The organism is Shewanella sp. 10N.286.48.B5 (assembly GCF_002874355.2).
Lineage (GTDB): Bacteria > Pseudomonadota > Gammaproteobacteria > Enterobacterales > Shewanellaceae > Shewanella.
The window spans coordinates 1,147,271-1,166,500 of sequence record NZ_MCVG02000001.1; the positions used below are offsets into that span (position 1 = coordinate 1,147,271).

Below are 19,230 nucleotides of genomic sequence, written 5' to 3' on the forward strand. Positions count from 1 at the left end.
ACACTTTGTCGCAATTTTTTGATGCGAAATATGTCTTGGTCAGTCGAAATAGTGATCTTTATTGTGCATACTGCCATAGTTGTAATACTTGCAGTACAGTAAGCCTAACCAAATAGAAGTAGAGATGGAACTCATGAAGCAGTTAACGGAATTTGAAAAGTATGTCATTGAGCAAAAAGGGACTGAACAACCTTTTAGCGGTGAGTATGTAAATCATGATACCCCAGGTTTGTATTTATGTAAAAAATGCTTAGCACCTTTGTATAAAAGTGAACATAAATTCAATGCTCATTGTGGTTGGCCTGCTTTTGATGATGAAATTCCAGGTGCTGTGGATCGAACCCCTGATGAAGATGGTCATAGAATCGAAATCACCTGCCGAAAATGTGACGGCCACCTAGGGCATATATTTGAAGGCGAAATGTTAACCGCTAAAAATATCCGTCACTGTGTCAATTCTGTTTCGATGATATTTCAAACGGCAGATGAATTACAAAAAGTAAATAGTAATCAGTTTGCTACTTTTGGCGCGGGCTGTTTTTGGTGCATTGAAGCGGTATTTAATGAGTTAAAGGGAGTGATTGAGGTAACGCCAGGCTACAGTGGCGGTAGTGGTAGCGATGCAAATTATATGGCGGTATGTTCTGGTGATACTGGACATGCTGAAGTTATATTGGTGGAATTTGATCCTAGTATCATTAGTTACCAAAGCTTACTGGCGGTTTTCTTTGCCATTCACAATCCCACCACCTTAAATCAGCAGGGTAATGATAAAGGTCCGCAATACCGTTCAGTTATTTTTACTCATTCAACAGAGCAGGTTGATCAAGCGACCATCGCTATTAGTAAACTAATTCAGCAAGCCATTTGGCCTAAACCTATAGTGACCGAAGTTGCCATGTTCGAAGCTTTTTATCCTGCAGAAAGTGTTCACGAAAATTATTATGCTAATAATGCTGAGCAGCCATATTGTGAGTTAATTATTAAACCAAAATTTGAAATGGCGATGAAACGATTTGAGCAGTTGTTAAAGGACACTGATAAATAATGACTAGCTAAGGTTAGTTTACATCGGCAACAAAAAAGGCGAACTGAGTTCGCCTTTTTTAATGTGTAAACCTAACGATTAAGAGTCTAATGCGTCGTCAGCCACTTTGTAATGGGGATCTTCAATCACATTGACCTCGACTAACGCTCTAGCTTTATGGAGTAAATCTTTACAATCACCGCTCAAATGGCGCAAGTGTAACTTCTTACCGGCAGCAAGATAACGCTCTGCTAAGGTGTCAATTGCATCGAGGGCAGAATGATCTGCAACCCGTGAGTTTTGGAAGTCTACGATAATGTCTTCAGGATCATTCTCTGCGTCAAACAGCTCTAAGAAATTAGATACCGAACCAAAAAATAACGGTCCATTTAATTTGTAAACTTTCCAACCGTTGGCATCAATATTGGTTTCAACATTAATATGTTTGGCATGCTCCCAAGCAAAGACTAATGCAGACACAATAACGCCGACAAATACTGCGAAGGCTAAATCTGTGAACACGGTTACCGTTGTTACTAACACAATGACAAACGCATCATGCTTAGGCACTTTGCCCATGACTTTGAAACTGGCCCATTCAAAGGTACCTAAAACGACAATGAACATAACCCCAACTAATGCAGCTAACGGAATTATTTCAATAAAGGCTGCACCAAATAAGATAAATGCCAATAAAGCGAGTGCTGCAGTGATCCCTGATAATCGTCCACGACCGCCAGAGTTGATGTTAATCATCGATTGTCCAATCATCGCACAGCCACCCATAGCGCCGAAAAAGCCACTGGTAATATTACCAACACCTTGACCAACACATTCTTTGTTACCTTTACCACGGCTGTTAGTCATTTCATCAATAACGGTTAGCGTCAGCAATGATTCAATCAAGCCTACAGCAGCAAGAATACAGGCATAAGGCAGAATGATATAAAGCGTTTCTAGCGTGAATGGGACACTTGGGATAGCAAAGCTTGGCAGGCTACCAGCAATTGTTGCTTGTTCATCGCCGCTCATGGTTTTTAAGAAATCGAGTACATTGCGAGTATCTAAATCTAAGCCTACAACCAATGCCGTTACCGTTAAAATAGCCACCAATGAAGAAGGGATAGCAGTGGTTATTTTGGGTAAGAAGTGAATGATCGCCATAGTTAGTGCCACTAAAGCTAACATAATCATTAGGGGCTCTTGTGCAAGCCATACCATGTTGCCAGCAGCATCTTTTACTTTAAATTGGCCTAATTGTGCAAGGAAAATCACAATGGCTAAGCCATTCACAAAACCTATCATCACAGGATAAGGAACAATACGGATAAATTTACCCAGTTTAAAAATACCGGCAGAAATTTGTATTATCCCTGCCAGTACTACTGCGGCAAATAGGTATTGAACACCATGTTCAACCACCAGTGATACCATAACAACAGCCATCGCGCCGGTAGCGCCAGAAATCATCCCAGGACGGCCACCAATAACAGCAGTAATTAGCCCCATGATGAAGGCTGCGTAAAGTCCTACCATAGGCTCAACTTGTGCGACAAAAGCAAAAGCAACGGCTTCAGGAATAAGCGCGAGTGCAACGGTTAAACCAGATAATATATCTGCTTTGCCGCTACTGGTTTTATGACGTAGTAGATCGAACATTTAACCTCTGAAATCTATTGATGTGTTTGATAATAAAAGTGTGAGCATGTTAACAAAAATGACAAACCTTCTAAACCTGAAATTAAACTTAATTTGTGCTAATTCGTATCGTTAGGGTTTTAGAGAGAATTTTTAAGAGGATAAGCTAAGCTAGAAAATTTCGTTGGTAACACAAAAACTACATCATAACTGAGGTTTTATTATCGGGATTAATATCAAGGCTTGGTAATGGCTGGTAGTTTGGACAGAAAGCTAAGCTTTTTAGTAAAAGTGAAGCAAAAAAAACCACGCTAAGAAGCGTGGTTTTTTTACTCTCAAAGGTGAGTGCTAGTGATTATGCTTTAGACATATCAGCTGAAGCACTATTGGCCACTTTTGACTTAACGCTATTGGCTTCAGTTTGCGAAGCTTGATACTCGCGGCCTTTTGGCACAGCTTGCTGAGTACGAACCTCTGTTACTGGCTTAGTCGTATCTGACATGACCATAGAGCCGAAGCGGCTAGCGACAGGTGCTTTTTTAACAGCTGGTTCAGCTTTAACTTCGGTTGGTGCGACAGTTGTTGGTGCGACTGCGGCTTTACGTTGTATTGCAACAGGCTTAGTCATAGGTGCAGATGCAACCGTTTTAACTTCAACTTTAGCTGTTTCAGGTTTAACTTCAACCGCTGGCGTTTCAGTTTTCACTTCAACCGCTGGCGTTTCAGTTTTCACTTCAACCGCTGGCGTTTCAGTTTTTACTTCAACTGCTGGCGTTTCAGTTTTAACTTCAACCGCTGGCGTTTCAGTTTTCACTTCAACTGCTGGCGTTTCAGTTTTTACTTCAACTGCTGGCGTTTCAGTTTTTACTTCAACTGCTGGCGTTTCAGTTTTCACTTCAACTGCTGGGGTTTCAGTTTTAACTTCAACCGCTGGGGTTTCAGTTTTAACTTCAACCGCTGGCGTTTCAATTTTAACTTCTACTGCAGGTGTTTCGGCTTTAACTTCGACAGCTGGCGTTTCTACAGTAGGTGCAGCTTTAGCTTCGTTAGCTTGCTCTGCATCAAGTTGTTTTTCTAGCTCATCAACAGATGTAAATACAGCAGGGCTTGACGAGGTATCATCTTCATCACGACGACGACGTTGACCCGCTGCACGAAGGTGGCGAGGGCTACGACGGCTACGGCGCTGTCCTTCACGCTTGTCATCAGCATCTTCATTTACGGTTTCAGAAGCATCTTGAGTTGCAGTGATTTCTTCTGCAGATGTTGTGTTAGCAACAGCGGTTTCAGTAACAGGCGCCTGAACCGGTGCTTGCGCTTCAACTGGCGTTTCAGCTTCTACTTTAATGTCAGTTTCAGTGCTAACGTCTTTAGTCACTGGAACAGTAGCCTTAGCTTCAGATTTAGCTGAATCATTTTTAGTGATAACTTCAGCGTCTTTTCTTGGGCGGCGAGTACGGGCAGGTTTTGAATCCTGTTTGGTCTCTGGCTTAGCTTTAGGTTCAACTGCAACTTCAACCTGTGAAGTGGTGGTTTCCGCTAATTTAGCTTCGTTTTGCTCATTTTCAATTCGCACTTTACGACGCATGTTACGACGTTGACGACGCTCTCTCGCTGCTTCTTGCTTAGGCGATTTCTCAGCATCTTGACGTGGCTTTTCTGTCTTCGCTTTTGGCTCTGCTTTAGTTGGACGCTTATCAAGTTGTTCTTTATTAGCTACATCTCTGTCCGACTTTTTATTGCGCGCTTTATTATCACGACCTTTATTATCAGCGTCGTTGCGAGTATTACGGCGGTTGTCATTTCGAGAATCGTTACGACGACTGTCATTACGAGAGTCGTTACGACGATTACGACGGTTGTTTTGTGCTTCTTTACGGTTCTTATCAGCAGATTTAGTTTCAGTTTTAACTGGCTCTGGTGAGGCGAATAAACCACTAATAGCAGCAACAATTTTTGAGAAGAACCCAGGCTCTGCAGGCGCAGCCGGTTTGGCTACTGCAGCAGGTTTAGCTGCAGTTGTAGCTGCTGGCGCCGCTTTAGGGGTACCGAAGCCTTTAATTGCTGGCTGTTGTGCTTCCGCGCGCTCTAATTTGCGAGGCTCGTAAAGTTTTGCAGCAGGCTTTTCAACACGCTTGTAGCTTGACTCAACCACTTCATCATCGCTTCTGAGGCGTGATACGCGGTAATCTGGTGTGGTCATATGTGCATCTGGGATGACATAAACTTCAACTTTATGGCGCTCTTCAGTAATACGAATTGCTTTACGCTTTTCATTTAACAAGAAGGCCGCTACATCGACAGGCACTACTGCTTCTATTTGAGTGGTGTTTTCTTTAATTGCTTCTTCTTCCATTAAGCGAAGAATAGAAAGCGCTAAAGACTCAGTGCTACGAATCGTACCTTGACCGTGACAGCGAGGACATAAATGGCCAGCTGATTCACCAAGAGAAGGACGAAGACGTTGACGAGACATTTCCATCAGGCCGAAGCGTGAGATGCGACCGAGTTGAACACGGGCACGATCTAAATGAACCGCATCACGCATTCTATTTTCAACTTCACGTTGGTGTCTAACAGGGGTCATATCGATGAAATCGATAACCACTAAACCGCCTAAGTCACGAAGACGTAATTGACGGGCAATTTCATCAGCAGCTTCTAGGTTAGTGTTTAATGCTGTTTCTTCGATATCACCGCCTTTGGTTGCGCGTGCAGAGTTAATATCGATAGAGGTCAACGCTTCAGTTGGGTCAATAACGATTGAACCACCTGAAGGCAAACGTACTTCACGTTGGAAAGCCGACTCGATTTGAGATTCAATTTGGAAGTGAGTAAATAACGGCACTTCTGATTCATAACGCTTAACGCGCTCAACAAAATCTGGTCGAACTAAACCTATGTGCTGTTTAGCTTCTTCAAAAATGCGCGGGTGGTCGATTAGAATTTCACCGACATCACGGCGTAAGTAGTCACGTATTGCGCGAACAATAACGTTACTCTCTTGGTGAATTAAGAAAGGTGCAGGTTTGGTTTGCGCGGCCTCTTGAATTGCATCCCAGTGATGTTGTAAAACTTTCAAGTCCCACTTTAATTCAGCAGCATCTTTACCAACACCTGCAGTTCGAACGATTAAGCCCATACCGTTTGGCACTGATAACTCAGACATTGCCGCTTTAAGTTCAGTACGCTCATCACCTTCAATGCGACGAGAAATACCGCCAGCACGTGGGTTATTAGGCATAAGTACTAAGTAAGAACCTGCAAGACTGATAAAGGTTGTTAGCGCAGCGCCTTTATTACCGCGTTCTTCTTTATCAATTTGAACGATAACTTCTTGACCTTCAGATACCACTTCTTTGATATTTGGACGGCCTTGGAAAGAGTAACCTTTAGGGAAGTATTCGCGAGCAATTTCTTTTAGCGGTAAGAAACCATGGCGATCAGCACCATAGTCAACAAAAGCAGCTTCTAAAGAAGGTTCTACGCGGGTGATAGTACCTTTATAGATATTTGATTTTTTTTGTTCATGGCCTGGGCTTTCGATGTCCAGATCATACAATTGTTGCCCATCAACTAGGGCAACACGCAACTCTTCAGACTGAGTTGCATTAATTAACATACGTTTCATGATGACTTAATTCTTCTAATAAGGTCATCAAACAAAGTAAATTCGCTGCATTACGGGCCTAAAATGGTTATGCACAAAGCCTCGCGGCTGGTTTTTAGGCAAGTTAGGTGCGCATTACTGTAAGACGCATCGCTGCGTGTCGCATCCTATTTATGGCTTATTTTTTAATAATTACAAAAACAAGGAATTGGTTGTTCATTATCAACCAACCCCATAAATTTAATATTTCTTCCGATAATGCCCAAGTCGAATTGGTTTGTTTGATAACAAGCTAAAATTTGTTCGAATTTGGGATGGTATTTTTCAGGAAAACTTTTAAAATAAAGATGACACCGACGGTTTAATTGTAAAAACGAATTATTTCGTTTTGTGATGTTTACAATTTGCAAATCAATGACTTGCTACCAGTCTTGTTCATGAATTCTACTGAAAAAACACCGTAATAAATTGAGTTTGTGAACATTTTATCCACTGTTTATCCTCAATCACAGCGCAAATATAGCAATAATCAATTTAGACAGCAATCAAAACTCTCATTCTTATTGTCCCATCAGGTAGAAACTTAGGTTACAATACGCGCCGTAATAACTTAAGGCGCATCATGAATACAGAAACTCCCACAAAAGTTCAATTGGTCACTATTGATGAAGACCATTTCGAACAACGCATTGACAATTTTCTTCTCACCAAATTGAAAGGTGTACCTAAAAGCATGATTTACCGAATCGTGCGTAAAGGTGAGGTGAGGGTTAATAAAAAAAGAGTGAAGCCAGAATACAAGCTTCAACTTGAAGATGTTGTTCGTATTCCGCCAGTTAGAATTGCGGAAAAAGACAACCGCACAGCGCCGTCTGCAAAACTGTCTAAAGTAAGCCAGTTAGAAAGCAGAATCATTCATGAAGATAATCATCTTATCGTGCTGAACAAACCTGCAGGTATCGCAGTTCATGGTGGTAGCGGTGTCGATTACGGTGTGATTGAAGGATTACGTTCTTTAAGGCCACAGCAAAAATTTTTAGAGCTAGTACATCGTTTAGATAAAGACACCTCTGGCGTGTTGCTTATTGCCAAAAAGCGCAGTGCACTTAAGCATTTGCATGAGCAACTTAGAAACAAAACGATGCAAAAGGATTACCTTGCATTAGTTAGAGGTGATTGGCTGGCAAAAGACAAAGTGGTTAAAGTGCCTTTGCTAAAAATTACCTTAAAATCCGGCGAACGTATTGTTCGTGCCAATCAAGAAGGTAAACCTTCTGAAACACGTTACAAAATTATGCAGCGTTACCAAGGATGTACCTTAGTCAAAGCCAGTCCAGTGACAGGTCGAACTCACCAAATTCGCGTGCATTGTCAATATGCCGGCCATGCTATTGCGTGTGACGACAAATACAGTGAGCAAAAATTTGACGATTCTATGCGGGCTAAAGGTTTAAATCGTTTGTTCTTGCATGCTGCAGAGCTTAAATTTAAACATCCTGACAATGATGAAGTCACCACAGTCAAAGCGCCACTTGATGATGTTTTGTTAGCCACTTTAGATAAATTGACTCGTGCATGAAGCTAAATAATATAAAGCAGTACCAATTAGTGATTTTTGATTGGGATGGCACCTTAATGGATTCAGTCGGTAAAATTGTCGATTGTATGCAAAGCGTGGCGCAATCATTAGCACTTGATATTCCCTCTGAGCAAGCGGTTAGGGATATCATTGGCTTGTCTTTATTACCTGCGTTAGAAAAATTATTTCCTCATCATGGGAATAAGTACGATGAATTAATCGCAGGTTATAAACACTATTACCTTAATGTTAATCTAACACCATCGCCTTTGTTTGACGGCATAGAGCATTTACTTGCACAACTCAAAACCGCTGGTTACACCTTGGCAATTGCCACTGGTAAAAGGCGGGCGGGCTTAGACCGAATGTTGGCTGAAACTGGTTTAGGGCAATATTTTGTCGCAACTCGCTCAGCCGATGAAGCGCATTCGAAACCGCATCCATCGATGATTTTATCTTTGCTCGAAGAGTTAAATATTAACGCGGATCAAGCGGTGATGATCGGTGATTCAAAACTTGATATTGCGATGGCGAACAATGCTAAGGTAAACAGTATTGCGGTCACCTATGGCGCCCATAGCCTAGAGGATCTGTTAACTGAAGGGCCCACAGCCACAGTTAATCAGCCGAAAGATATTTTATTACATATATAAGCAGAGCCATAATACGCTTTGCTTACTTTTGTAATTCATAAAGCCGATGTTAACCGCATCGGCTTTTTTGTGAGCCAATTACCAGTTGAACTGACAGCTAGCCAAAGCGGCATTGTGCAAGCTAAAGACGGTCTTGTTGAAAATTTAGCATTGTGTAAATATTTTTTAGCATCAAAAAGTTTATAGCACGTTTATATTATGGCGCTTTAATAGCTCGATTAAGCGGATTAATGGCAGACCAATGAGGGTATTAGGGTCATCTCCCTCAAGGCGTTCAAATAAAGCAATACCCAGTCCTTCAGATTTAAAACTACCTGCGCAATATAAAGGCTGCTCTAAATCAACATAACGCTCAATTTCTGCAGTCGTTAATTTTTTAAAGTGCACAGTGAAGGGTTCTACAATGCTATAAGCTTGCTGTGTGACATTATGGATAACACTTAAGCCAGTATAAAAGGTAATAGATTGACCTGAGGCTTGCTTAAGTTGTTTAACTGCGTTTTGTTTGTTTAGTGGTTTACCAATGATTTGCCCATTAATGACGGCCACTTGATCAGAGCCGATGATCACAGCAGGAATATGCGCTTGCTGACAGCTCGTTTGATTAAATAACTCAACACCAGCTTGTGCTTTTAATTGCGCTAAACGCAAAACTAATTGCTGCGCTGTTTCATCTTTAAGCGGCGTTTCATTGGTTTTTGGGCTGACACATTCAAACGGCAGTTGTAATTTTTCTAATAACGCTTTGCGATAAATAGAGGTGGAAGCTAGGATGATTTTAGTGTTCATGGCTCACTATTCGGGGAATTAGACAATTACTTCTATAATACGATAAAAAAGCGACTGAATGGAGTAATTTTAGTCGGATCGCGCTTGTGATCGCGGGCTGTGACAGGTAAAATTTCGCTTCGATCCATTTTAATGTTGGTGTTTAAGTAATGAGTCTATTTTGTTTGGTTAAGTCATTAACCACAATTTGGATAAATTTTCTTTGACTCTAGCGTTTTCAAACTATAATATGCGCGCCTTATGCAAACAGTAAAGATACCAGTATCAATTGATCCTATTCGAACTGCAGCCAGTGGTCTTCGTTATGAAGGCATAGTGCCTGGGGTTCAAAATAAGCGATTAAATGAATTATGTGCTGGCGATTGTTCCGATGTGACAGTGTCGTTAGAATGTGGCGTCGATATTCAGGGGATAGTCTACCTTCGCGGGAAGGCTGTGACGGAGCTCACTCTGCTATGTCAACGTTGTATGACACCATATACCACAAAGGTTACGGTCGACTTCAGCTTTGGTCTTTGTAAGACCCAAGATGAAATCGATGAGCTCCCGGATGCGTATGAGCCGATTGAGTGCAATGAAATTGGTGAGGTTCGTCTACATCAATTGGTTGAAGATGAATTGATAATCGCTATGCCAATTATTCCTATGCATCAGAATGATGATTGCAATTTAGGAACGAGCGACGTAGTTGTAGGCGAGATTGACCCCTCTCATGAGGAGCGTCCAAATCCGTTTGCAGTGTTAGAAAAACTGAAGAGCAAGTAATCTAGGAGACAGGTCAAATGGCTGTACAACAGAATAAAAAATCACGTTCAAAGCGCGGCATGCGCCGTTCACACGATGCATTGAGCACAGCTCAATTATCTGTAGACGCTACTAGCGGTGAATTACATCTACGTCACAATGTGACTGCTGATGGTTTTTACCGCGGTAAAAAAGGTTATCAACAAGTAATTGTTGCTAATCTTATGACGAATCTGACGCTCGCGTTAGATGTGATGGGGGGCGATCATGGCCCCCTCGTCACAGTGCCTGCAGCCTTGCAGGCACTGAAATTTAACCCTCAATTATCAATTTATCTAGTCGGTAATCAAGCCGAAATAGACCCATATCTAATTGATATTGAAACGGCTATTCAAGCAAGAATTCAAATTATCCATACCACTGAAGTCATCACTATGTGTGATCGACCAATTCATGCTATCCGTTCTAAAAAACAAAGTTCAATGCGCTTAGCATTAGAATTAGTTAAAGATGGTAAGGCTCAGGCCTGTGTGAGTGCGGGTAATACTGGCGCGTTAATGGCGCTATCAAAGATCTTATTAAAAACCTTGCCCGGTGTAGATAGACCTGCATTAGTCAGTTGTTTACCTGCTATGACAGGTAAACCAGTCTATTTACTCGATCTGGGTGCTAACGTTTCTTGCGATTCTGAAACCTTGTTTCAGTTTGCTGTCATGGGCTCGGTGTTATGTGAAGTTGTGCATAAACGCTCTAGACCAAAAATTGCGTTACTTAACGTCGGTATTGAAGACGTTAAAGGTAACGATCAAGTCCAACAAGCAGCTCAGCACCTGATACACACTTCTCAAGTCAATTACGATGGCTTTATTGAAGGTGATGAGATATTTACCGGCAAAGTCGATGTTATCGTCTGTGACGGCTTTGTTGGCAACATTACATTAAAAACATCTGAAGGTATTGCTAAGTTATTAGTTCATCAATTAAAACATGGATTAACTCAAGGCTTTTTCGTTCGTTTGTTATCAAAATTCCTCGCTCCACGTATCCAAGCTGTACTGAGTAAGATGAACCCCGACCACTACAATGGTGCAAGTCTGATAGGATTGCGCGGAATAGTAGTAAAAAGTCACGGAAATGCTGATGAAGCCGCTTATTTACAAGCAATCAATTTAGCTGCAACGGAAGCAAAACGTCGTTTACCGGAAATGATTAAAGATCGTCTGGAGACGATTCTTTTAGACATCAATAGCTGATCTCATAATATGTATACAAAAATTCTCGGAACTGGTAGTTATCTGCCGGTGCAAGTTCGTAGTAACCACGATCTAGAAAAAATGGTCGACACCTCTGACCAATGGATTGTGGAACGTACGGGTATTTCAGAGCGACGCATCGCTGCTGAATATGAATCTGTGACTACCATGGGTTATCAAGCTGCGCTGAAAGCCTTAGAAATGGCAGGTGTTGAAGCAAGCGAATTAGATATGATTGTCTGTGGTACAACCAGTGCCAATAATGCATTTCCAGCTGCGGCTTGCGAAATACAAAAATTATTAGGCATTCATACTATTCCTGCATTTGATATTGCTGCCGCATGTTCAGGCTTTGTTTATGCATTGTCGGTTGCAGATCAATTTATTAAAACCGGTGCCGCTAAGAAAATATTGGTGGTGGGCGCTGACGTGTTGTCACGCCTGTGCGATCCTGAAGATCGCAGTACCATCATATTATTTGGTGATGGTGCTGGCGCTGCGGTTATTGGCGCCAGTGAGCAACCGGGTATTATTTCAACCCATATTTATGCCGATGGCCGCCAGGGGGATTTGCTAAAGTGCACATTCCCGCCTCGGGCCAGCGAAACATCAGAAGCTGTGAGCTTTATGACCATGAAGGGCAATGATGTCTTTAAGTTTGCGGTGACGCAATTATCCCATGTGGTGACAGAAACCCTGCGAATTAATAATATCGACAAGTCTGAAATTGATTGGTTAGTACCACATCAAGCCAACTTTAGAATTATTAAAGCGACCGCCAAAAAGTTAGATATGAGTTTAGATAAAGTGGTATTAACGCTGGCAAAGCACGGTAATACTTCAGCAGCTTCTGTGCCTATCGCGTTAGATGAGGCAGTAAGAGATGGCCGTATTAAACGCGGACAGCTTATTTTACTTGAAGCATTTGGCGGTGGATTTGCTTGGGGCAGTGCGCTAGTTAGATTCTAGATATCATTGATAAATAGCAGTAGGATATAACGCGATTAATTTATATTTTACAGCTAGCAAAAAATAAAAAGTTGTTTTTCAAAAACGAATAAAGGTAATAATTATAATGGAAAATATAGCGTTTGTTTTTCCAGGTCAAGGCTCGCAATCAGTTGGTATGCTTGCTGATTTAGCAGCTGATTACCCTGTAGTAACTGAGACATTTGCTCAGGCGAGTGCCGTATTAGGTTACGACTTATGGGCATTGGTGCAAGATGGACCTGCTGAAACTCTAAATGAAACAGATAAAACTCAGCCTGCATTATTAACCGCAAGTGTGGCTATCTGGCGCGTTATCGAAGCAAGTGGCACGATTAAACCTGCTGTTTTAGCAGGCCATAGTTTAGGTGAGTATTCAGCATTAGTGTGTGCTGGCATTATTGCCTTTGAAGATGCGGTAAAATTAGTTGAATTGCGCGGTCAATTAATGCAGCAAGCAGTACCAGCAGGTACCGGTGCTATGTACGCCATTATTGGTTTAGATAATGATGCAATTGCTAAGGCATGTGAAGAGTCAGCAAATGGCGCTGTTGTTAGCCCTGTGAATTTTAATAGTCCTGGCCAAGTAGTTATTGCGGGTGAAAAAGAAGCCACAGAAAGAGCCGCTGGCGCATGTAAAGCTGCTGGCGCTAAAATGGCAGTTGCTTTACCTGTGAGTGTGCCGTCACATTGTGCATTAATGAAACCTGCAGCTGATAAACTGGCACTTGCATTAGAGAATATCAAGTTTAACTCGCCGGTTATTTCTGTGATTAATAACGTTGATGTAGCAAGCCCTAATGATGCAGCTGCAATTAAAGATGCGCTAGTTCGCCAATTATATTGCCCGGTACGTTGGAGTGAGACAGTTGAGTTAATGGCAAGTCAGGGGATTACTGATTTAGCTGAAATTGGCCCTGGTAAAGTATTAACTGGGTTATCAAAAAGAATTAATAAGTCATTAAAAGGGCAAGCAATTAATAATGCAGCCACTTTATCAGCTTTAATCCAATAAGGAATATTCATGAGCATTAGCTTTGATTTAACAGGTAAAGTCGCGTTAGTTACTGGCGCAAGTCGTGGTATTGGCCGTGCCATCAGTGAAACACTGGTTGAAGCAGGCGCTACCGTGATCGGCACTGCAACCAGTGAAAAAGGTGCCGCTGCAATTCAAGATTACCTTGGTGATAACGGCTTTGGTTTAGTATTAAATGTGACTGATAGTGAATCAGTTACACAATTATTCAGCCAGATAAAAGAAAAAGCCGGTGATGTTGATATCTTAGTAAACAATGCTGGTATCACACGTGATAATTTATTAATGCGCATGAAAGATGATGAGTGGCATGATATTCTTGACACTAATTTGACATCACTGTTTAGATTATCCAAGCCGGTTATGCGGTCTATGATGAAAAAGCGCAGCGGCCGTATTATTAATATTGGCTCTGTGGTCGGAACCATGGGTAATGCCGGGCAAGTAAACTACTCAGCAGCTAAAGCTGGTTTGATTGGATTTACAAAATCTCTTGCAAGAGAGGTTGCATCTCGTCAAATTACCGTTAATGCTGTTGCCCCTGGATTTATCCAAACAGACATGACAGATGAGCTTAATGAAGAGCAGCAAAAAGCTTTCATGGTGCAAGTTCCAATGGCTCGACTCGGTCAGGCGCAAGAGATTGCCAATGCGGTATTGTTTCTAGCTTCTGACTCTGCAGCTTACATCACTGGTGAAACTTTGCATGTAAACGGCGGAATGTACATGGTCTAAGGACCATAATTGATAACGACTTTTATTGAATCTCGTTTGATATCAAAGTATGATAATTTTCGTGGTTAGACCACGAAAACTAAGCTTGCAATGTCAGCTGGATCGAATAAACTACTCTCAATCTTACGCAAGTGTGTAATTTGAATAGGAAAGAAAACTAATGAGCAACATCGAAGAACGTGTAAAGAAAATCATTATTGAGCAACTTGGCGTTAAGGAAGAAGACGTTAAATCAGCTGCATCATTCGTAGACGATTTAGGTGCAGATTCTCTGGACACTGTTGAATTGGTTATGGCTCTAGAAGAAGAGTTTGACACTGAGATCCCTGATGAAGAAGCTGAAAAGATCACTACTGTTCAAGCAGCGATCGATTACGTTTCAAAAAATCAGTAATCCCTGATTCACTAAAACAGGTGGCATTTATGCCGCCTGTTTTTGTTTGTGGCGTCGAATAAATGTCGACTTAACTCTCTATAAAAGTGAGTTAACCCATCATTTCTTATCATCCGTTTGATCTTTTTCCTTTGATTGGTGGTGGGTTAACAGAATATCTCTTGGCGAATGCCTAATAAAATACAAAGGTGAATGCTGTGTCTAAACGTCGTGTGGTAATTACAGGTTTAGGACTAGTTACTCCAGTGGGTAACGATGTCGAATCTTCTTGGCAATCTTTATTAGCTGGTAAAAGTGGTATTGCACCTATTACCAAATTTGATGCAACTGAATTTAGTACTCGTTTCAGTGGCTCGGTAAAAGACTTCGATGTTGAGCAATATATGTCTCGCAAAGATGCCCGTAAAATGGATTTATTTATCCAATACGGCATGGCTGCAGGTATACAAGCAATGACAGACTCAGGTCTTGATATGGAACAAGAAAATCCAGCGCGAGTTGGCACAGCGATTGGTGCTGGTATGGGCGGAATGCCATTAATTGAGCAAAATCATGCAGCATTGCTTAAAGGTGGCCCTCGAAAAGTGTCGCCATTTTTTGTTCCTAGCACCATTATTAATATGATTTCTGGTCATTTATCTATTAAGTATGGCATGACTGGGCCAAACTTTGCAGTGACAACAGCTTGTACAACGGGTGTGCATAATATTGGTTTTGCAGCGCGTACGATTGCCTACGGTGACGCCGACGTTATGGTTGCTGGCGGCGCTGAAGATGTTACTTGTCCGTTAGCTGTTGCTGGTTTTGGCAGCGCCAAAGCCTTGTCAACTCGTAATGACGATCCAACCGCTGCAAGCCGCCCATGGGATAAAGACCGTGATGGTTTTGTTATCGGTGATGGCGCAGGTGTGTTGGTGATGGAAGAGTATGAGCATGCTAAGGCGCGCGGCGCTAAAATTTATGCAGAGCTTGTTGGCTTTGGTATGAGTGGCGATGCTTTTCATATGACATCACCACCAAGTGATGGTGCGGGCGCTGCTGCAGCAATGGTTAATGCCATTAATGATGCGCAAATTGCCAATGAAGAGGTTGGTTATATCAATGCCCATGGCACTTCGACTCCAGCAGGTGATAAAGCTGAAGCGGCTGCGGTTAAGTCGGTGTTTGGCGACCATGCTTATGATTTACTTGTAAGTTCTACTAAATCTATGACCGGACATTTATTAGGTGCAGCGGGCTCAGTTGAAGCAATTATTACAATCTTAGCGTTGCGGGATCAAATTGTACCGCCTACCATTAATTTGGATAACCCAGATGAAGGTTGTGACTTAGATTTTGTACCGCACGTAGCCAAACCCCATAGTTTTGATTATGCATTGTGTAACTCATTTGGCTTTGGTGGCACTAATGGTTCACTTTTATTTAAAAAGTAACGTGATTAAAATGTAATAAAAAGGCAGTCACTTTAAAAGTGACTGCCTTTTTATTTAAATTAATTAAAGCTTACAGTTTTATTAGTCGCTGCTGTACTCGCTCAATGTCGTTACTCTTACCCACTAATTGAATATGATCGCCTTCTTCAGTTATCAGATCAGGAGTAATCAACATATCAAATTTATTTCTGGCAAGTGCTGTAATACATACTGAACTGTCGGTATTGGCATTCAGCATTTTTTTAATCGCTTTTAGTGACAGACCAACTAAGTGGTTAGGCTTAATCACGTATTCAAATGTCGTTTCAATAATGTTGCTATCATCAATAGCGATTTCAGTACCAATGATATTATCATCATAATAATAAAGTGCATTATTAGGTCCGGTAATGGTCACAATATCACCTGCTGCAATCATATCAGGCTGTTGTTTATCAAGGTTTTGGCTTAAGGTTAATTCAAAACTCACATCAATTGCTGCCTCATTAAGTTGTAACAAGGTTTTATCGACGACCGTACTATCGTTATTTACTTCAAATGAGCGAGAAACAATATTTTTAGTGGTATTGATATTTTTTGGCTTAAATGGATCCATTAACAAGAGTTTACTCTCTGTATATTTAGAGCCAGATAAAAAACCAATGATATAGATAAATATACCCAATAGCAGTACACCAAGTTCTGGCTCTAAATGGAGATGAAGCAGTGTGATGGTGATGCAACCACCGATAAAACTAGCCAGAATACCAAACACAACTCTGTGCATGCTAATTAAGCCGATTAAAAAACCTATTACTAATGTTAAAACAAAAGTGATGTATGGGTTGGAATGAAATAAATTTTCAATTGTTTCCATAATTATGACTACTTTATTTTGGAGCGATTTATGCCAACAATACTCATTACTGTATATATTAATTACATAGTAGGGATATTCACCCTTGGTAAAATATCACCAACGATAATCAATACAGTGTGGTGTTATGCAGTCATAATAAAGTGCAGTCAGTTTTATAGACAATCTCATTTGAAGGATGAAACCCTGCATTGAAGTTGCTGAAGATAACTAAAGGGATGAAAGCCTCTTAATGCAGAGGCTACTAATACAAATATGATGCTATTATTTGGATCTAACTCTATTTATATAGTTAGCTATGGCTGATGTGATAGACTTTTTGGCCGGCATAACTTGTTTTGAGTGTGGGTTCCATAGTGATATAGGTACTTGTAATGCGTCTTGTATTTGTTCTATTTCTATCGGTATAAGATCGTGTGCAGTATATTCCATGGAATTGATTAACAATGGGAAAATGCTCCACCCAAGACCTTCTTCAACCATTTTAATGATGAGAGTCAGTTGATCTACCACTTCATAATTGGAGGAGACAATGATTTTTTTACTCATATCATCATCAAGCATGGATTTTAAGATAAACTGACGGCTAGTCTTCATTTTAGCCAAGGTTGCTTCAGAGTTTAGTGTTGCTAGGTCAGCGTCTTTGTTGGTGAAAGCGGCAAATGACATGTTACATAAAAAAGTATGATCGATGCTGTTTAGCACTTTGCTTTCGTATACATTCACAATTCCAAAATGAATACTGCCGTCTTGTATTCCCACTTTAATATCATTTTTGGTTCTGACGAGGAAGTTAACTTTTAATGATGGGCTGTCAATTAGCAGTTGTTTTCTAATCTCAGATATCACTTGTTGCGGTATAAAACTGCAATACCCAATTGTAATTGAATTAAGCTCACCAAATGCCAAGCTCATGGCCACTTGGTCAAAGGTTTTGGATTGCTCAATAGCCTGTTTGGCATAGTTATAAAGTAGTACTGCATCTTCAGTCGGTTCAACGGTTCTACCGATCCGTTCAAACAGGGTAATGGCTAATTGATCTTCAAGGTTATTAATGACTTGGCCAATAGTTGTACGATGTTTGTCCAGTTTCACCGCTGCTTTACTGAAAGCTTTCTGCTCATAGACAGTTACAAAGGCAAGAAGTTGTTCCAAACTAAAGTTCATAGTTGTCTCTTCAAATAATAAAAAATGCGATGTGGTATGCATTTGGGGTTATACCGTCACTTAAATCACAATTTATCACACATAAAAACAATTGTTTATAGATTTCGATGGGTGAGATCCATCATAGATGATTACAAGATTTTCTCTGCCGCCATTAAAATATATGCATAAATGAGTAAGAAGACATTAAGTCAATGTTTTTTAAATAGTTAATATTATTTAGGTGATAGGCGTATGAGCATAATGCCCCATGAAGTGGTAATCGGTGATGTGTATTTTCCGCCATTATTACTGGTTGCCGCTATGGCATATATATTAACCGGCGTAGTTACCGCTATTGGTACTAAAATTGGTTTACATAAATATGTCGCAGCTCCGGCCATAGTTGAATTGTCTATGGTTATTCTTTTTATCGGCTTAATTAGCCAATTTATTTCCATATTTTAAGTAGGTAACGCCAATGTTTAAACGTTATTTTATTACCCTGTTGCTGATGGCGGCGGCAATAGGTGTTTTGTATAGTCAGTATCAAACTTACACTGATAATCCTTGGACAAGAGACGGTCAAGTCAGAGCCTATGTTATCCAAGTAACCCCACGAGTGACAGGTCAAATTGTAAAAGTTAATGTCATTGATAATAGTCATGTACAAAAAGGTGATGTGCTTTTTGAGATTGACGCTAGCCTATACCAAACCAGTTTACAAAAAGCGGTAGCAACTGAAAAGCAATCACAAGCATTAGTTCGTAAGGCTCAGAACGAGTCTAGTCGTGCTATTGAATTAGAAAAGCTAACCCCTGGTGCTCAGTCAGTGTTAACCCTTAATAATCTACAAAATGCAGTTGAAACCGCACAAGCGAACTTGTTAATGGCAAAAGCCCAAGTGGCAGAAGCTAAATTAAATCTAGCTTACACTAAAATTACTGCACCAACAGATGGCTATATTACTAATTTGAATTATCGAGTAGGCTCACAAGTCGTTGCTAATTCGCCTGTTGTTGCTTTGATTGATGAAAACAGCTTTTGGATTGACGGTTTTTTTAAAGAAACTGATTTAAAAGATGTGGCTATTGATAATAAAGCCCAAGTTACATTAATGATGCATGACCAAGTCACTTTAGAAGGTAAAGTACAAAGTATTGGTTACGGCATTTCGAAAACTGATGGCAGTACCGGCAATTCGTTACTACCTAATGTGAACCCGAATTTCGAGTGGATCCGCTTAGCGCAACGCATTCCAGTTAAGATAAAACTTGATAAGTTACCTGAAGATATTCAGCTGCGAGTTGGTATGACGGCATCGGTAAAAATTCTGAAGCATTAAATTTT

Annotated in this window: 17 protein-coding genes; 12 read left to right on the forward strand and 5 right to left on the reverse strand. The window is 40.8% G+C overall.

The features are described 5' to 3' along the window. Positions 1 to 133 precede the first annotated feature (133 nt). Positions 134 to 1,048 (forward strand): bifunctional methionine sulfoxide reductase B/A protein, encoded by a 915-nt coding sequence (locus tag BCU57_RS04950; RefSeq protein WP_102439619.1) that lies wholly within the window; start codon positions 134 to 136, stop codon positions 1,046 to 1,048. Positions 1,049 to 1,126: 78 nt separating this feature from the next. Here BCU57_RS04950 and BCU57_RS04955 read toward each other — a convergent pair whose 3' ends face one another. After that, the gene (locus BCU57_RS04955; RefSeq protein ID WP_076536194.1) at positions 1,127 to 2,686 is read right to left on the reverse strand and encodes a SulP family inorganic anion transporter; all 1,560 of its coding nucleotides are present in this window, start codon (positions 2,684 to 2,686) and stop codon (positions 1,127 to 1,129) included. 334 nt (positions 2,687 to 3,020) lie between these two features. Then, positions 3,021 to 6,296 carry a ribonuclease E gene (gene rne / locus BCU57_RS04960; protein ID WP_413211402.1) on the reverse strand — a complete coding sequence of 1,092 codons (3,276 nt, stop codon included), beginning with the start codon at positions 6,294 to 6,296 and terminating at the stop codon, positions 3,021 to 3,023. A gap of 601 nt (positions 6,297 to 6,897) precedes the next feature. Between rne and rluC the strand changes: the two genes are divergently transcribed. Further along, positions 6,898 to 7,854, forward strand: a complete 957-nt coding sequence (rluC, locus tag BCU57_RS04965; protein ID WP_102440288.1) for a 23S rRNA pseudouridine(955/2504/2580) synthase RluC — start codon at positions 6,898 to 6,900, stop codon at positions 7,852 to 7,854. Continuing rightward, positions 7,851 to 8,507, forward strand: a complete 657-nt coding sequence (locus BCU57_RS04970) for an HAD family hydrolase (RefSeq protein WP_102440289.1) — start codon at positions 7,851 to 7,853, stop codon at positions 8,505 to 8,507. The genes rluC and BCU57_RS04970 overlap by 4 nt, the downstream gene beginning before the upstream one ends. A 180-nt stretch (positions 8,508 to 8,687) precedes the next feature. On the opposite strand, the gene BCU57_RS04975 is transcribed toward BCU57_RS04970, so the two are convergent. Next, positions 8,688 to 9,296 (reverse strand): Maf family protein, encoded by a 609-nt coding sequence (locus BCU57_RS04975; protein ID WP_102440290.1) that lies wholly within the window; start codon positions 9,294 to 9,296, stop codon positions 8,688 to 8,690. A gap of 240 nt (positions 9,297 to 9,536) precedes the next feature. Here BCU57_RS04975 and yceD point away from each other — a divergent pair, with 240 nt between their 5' ends. From yceD to fabF, 7 genes are all read left to right on the forward strand, one after another. Further along, entirely contained in the window at positions 9,537 to 10,061 is a 525-nt protein-coding gene (yceD, locus tag BCU57_RS04980) for a 23S rRNA accumulation protein YceD (RefSeq protein ID WP_076536204.1), read from the forward strand. Positions 10,062 to 10,078: 17 nt separating this feature from the next. Continuing rightward, a complete protein-coding gene (gene plsX / locus BCU57_RS04985) occupies positions 10,079 to 11,293 on the forward strand; it encodes a phosphate acyltransferase PlsX (RefSeq protein WP_413211403.1) in 1,215 nt (404 codons plus the stop codon). 9 nt (positions 11,294 to 11,302) lie between these two features. After that, positions 11,303 to 12,262, forward strand: coding sequence for a beta-ketoacyl-ACP synthase III (locus BCU57_RS04990; RefSeq protein WP_102440291.1), 960 nt, complete (start codon positions 11,303 to 11,305; stop codon positions 12,260 to 12,262). Positions 12,263 to 12,368: 106 nt separating this feature from the next. Further along, complete coding sequence (gene fabD, locus BCU57_RS04995) at positions 12,369 to 13,295, forward strand: ACP S-malonyltransferase (protein ID WP_102440292.1); 927 nt, start codon at positions 12,369 to 12,371, stop codon at positions 13,293 to 13,295. A gap of 9 nt (positions 13,296 to 13,304) precedes the next feature. After that, complete coding sequence (fabG, locus tag BCU57_RS05000) at positions 13,305 to 14,051, forward strand: 3-oxoacyl-ACP reductase FabG (protein ID WP_102440293.1); 747 nt, start codon at positions 13,305 to 13,307, stop codon at positions 14,049 to 14,051. A 160-nt stretch (positions 14,052 to 14,211) separates the two neighbouring features. After that, positions 14,212 to 14,445, forward strand: a complete 234-nt coding sequence (acpP, locus tag BCU57_RS05005) for an acyl carrier protein (protein ID WP_011496723.1) — start codon at positions 14,212 to 14,214, stop codon at positions 14,443 to 14,445. A gap of 197 nt (positions 14,446 to 14,642) precedes the next feature. Next, entirely contained in the window at positions 14,643 to 15,878 is a 1,236-nt protein-coding gene (fabF, locus tag BCU57_RS05010) for a beta-ketoacyl-ACP synthase II (protein ID WP_102440294.1), read from the forward strand. 70 nt (positions 15,879 to 15,948) lie between these two features. Here fabF and BCU57_RS05015 read toward each other — a convergent pair whose 3' ends face one another. Both BCU57_RS05015 and BCU57_RS05020 read right to left on the reverse strand, forming a co-directional pair. After that, positions 15,949 to 16,644: a TrkA C-terminal domain-containing protein gene (locus tag BCU57_RS05015; protein WP_157936432.1), complete on the reverse strand. Its 696-nt coding sequence runs from the start codon at positions 16,642 to 16,644 to the stop codon at positions 15,949 to 15,951. Between the two features lie 354 nt (positions 16,645 to 16,998). Further along, a complete protein-coding gene (locus BCU57_RS05020) occupies positions 16,999 to 17,943 on the reverse strand; it encodes a LysR family transcriptional regulator (RefSeq protein ID WP_303409936.1) in 945 nt (314 codons plus the stop codon). A gap of 192 nt (positions 17,944 to 18,135) precedes the next feature. Between BCU57_RS05020 and BCU57_RS05025 the strand changes: the two genes are divergently transcribed. Together BCU57_RS05025 and BCU57_RS05030 are read left to right on the forward strand one after the other, a co-directional pair. After that, positions 18,136 to 18,348, forward strand: coding sequence for a DUF1656 domain-containing protein (locus BCU57_RS05025; RefSeq protein WP_102437895.1), 213 nt, complete (start codon positions 18,136 to 18,138; stop codon positions 18,346 to 18,348). A gap of 13 nt (positions 18,349 to 18,361) precedes the next feature. Then, positions 18,362 to 19,225, forward strand: coding sequence for an HlyD family secretion protein (locus BCU57_RS05030; protein ID WP_102437893.1), 864 nt, complete (start codon positions 18,362 to 18,364; stop codon positions 19,223 to 19,225). The last annotated feature ends 5 nt before the right edge of the window (positions 19,226 to 19,230 follow it).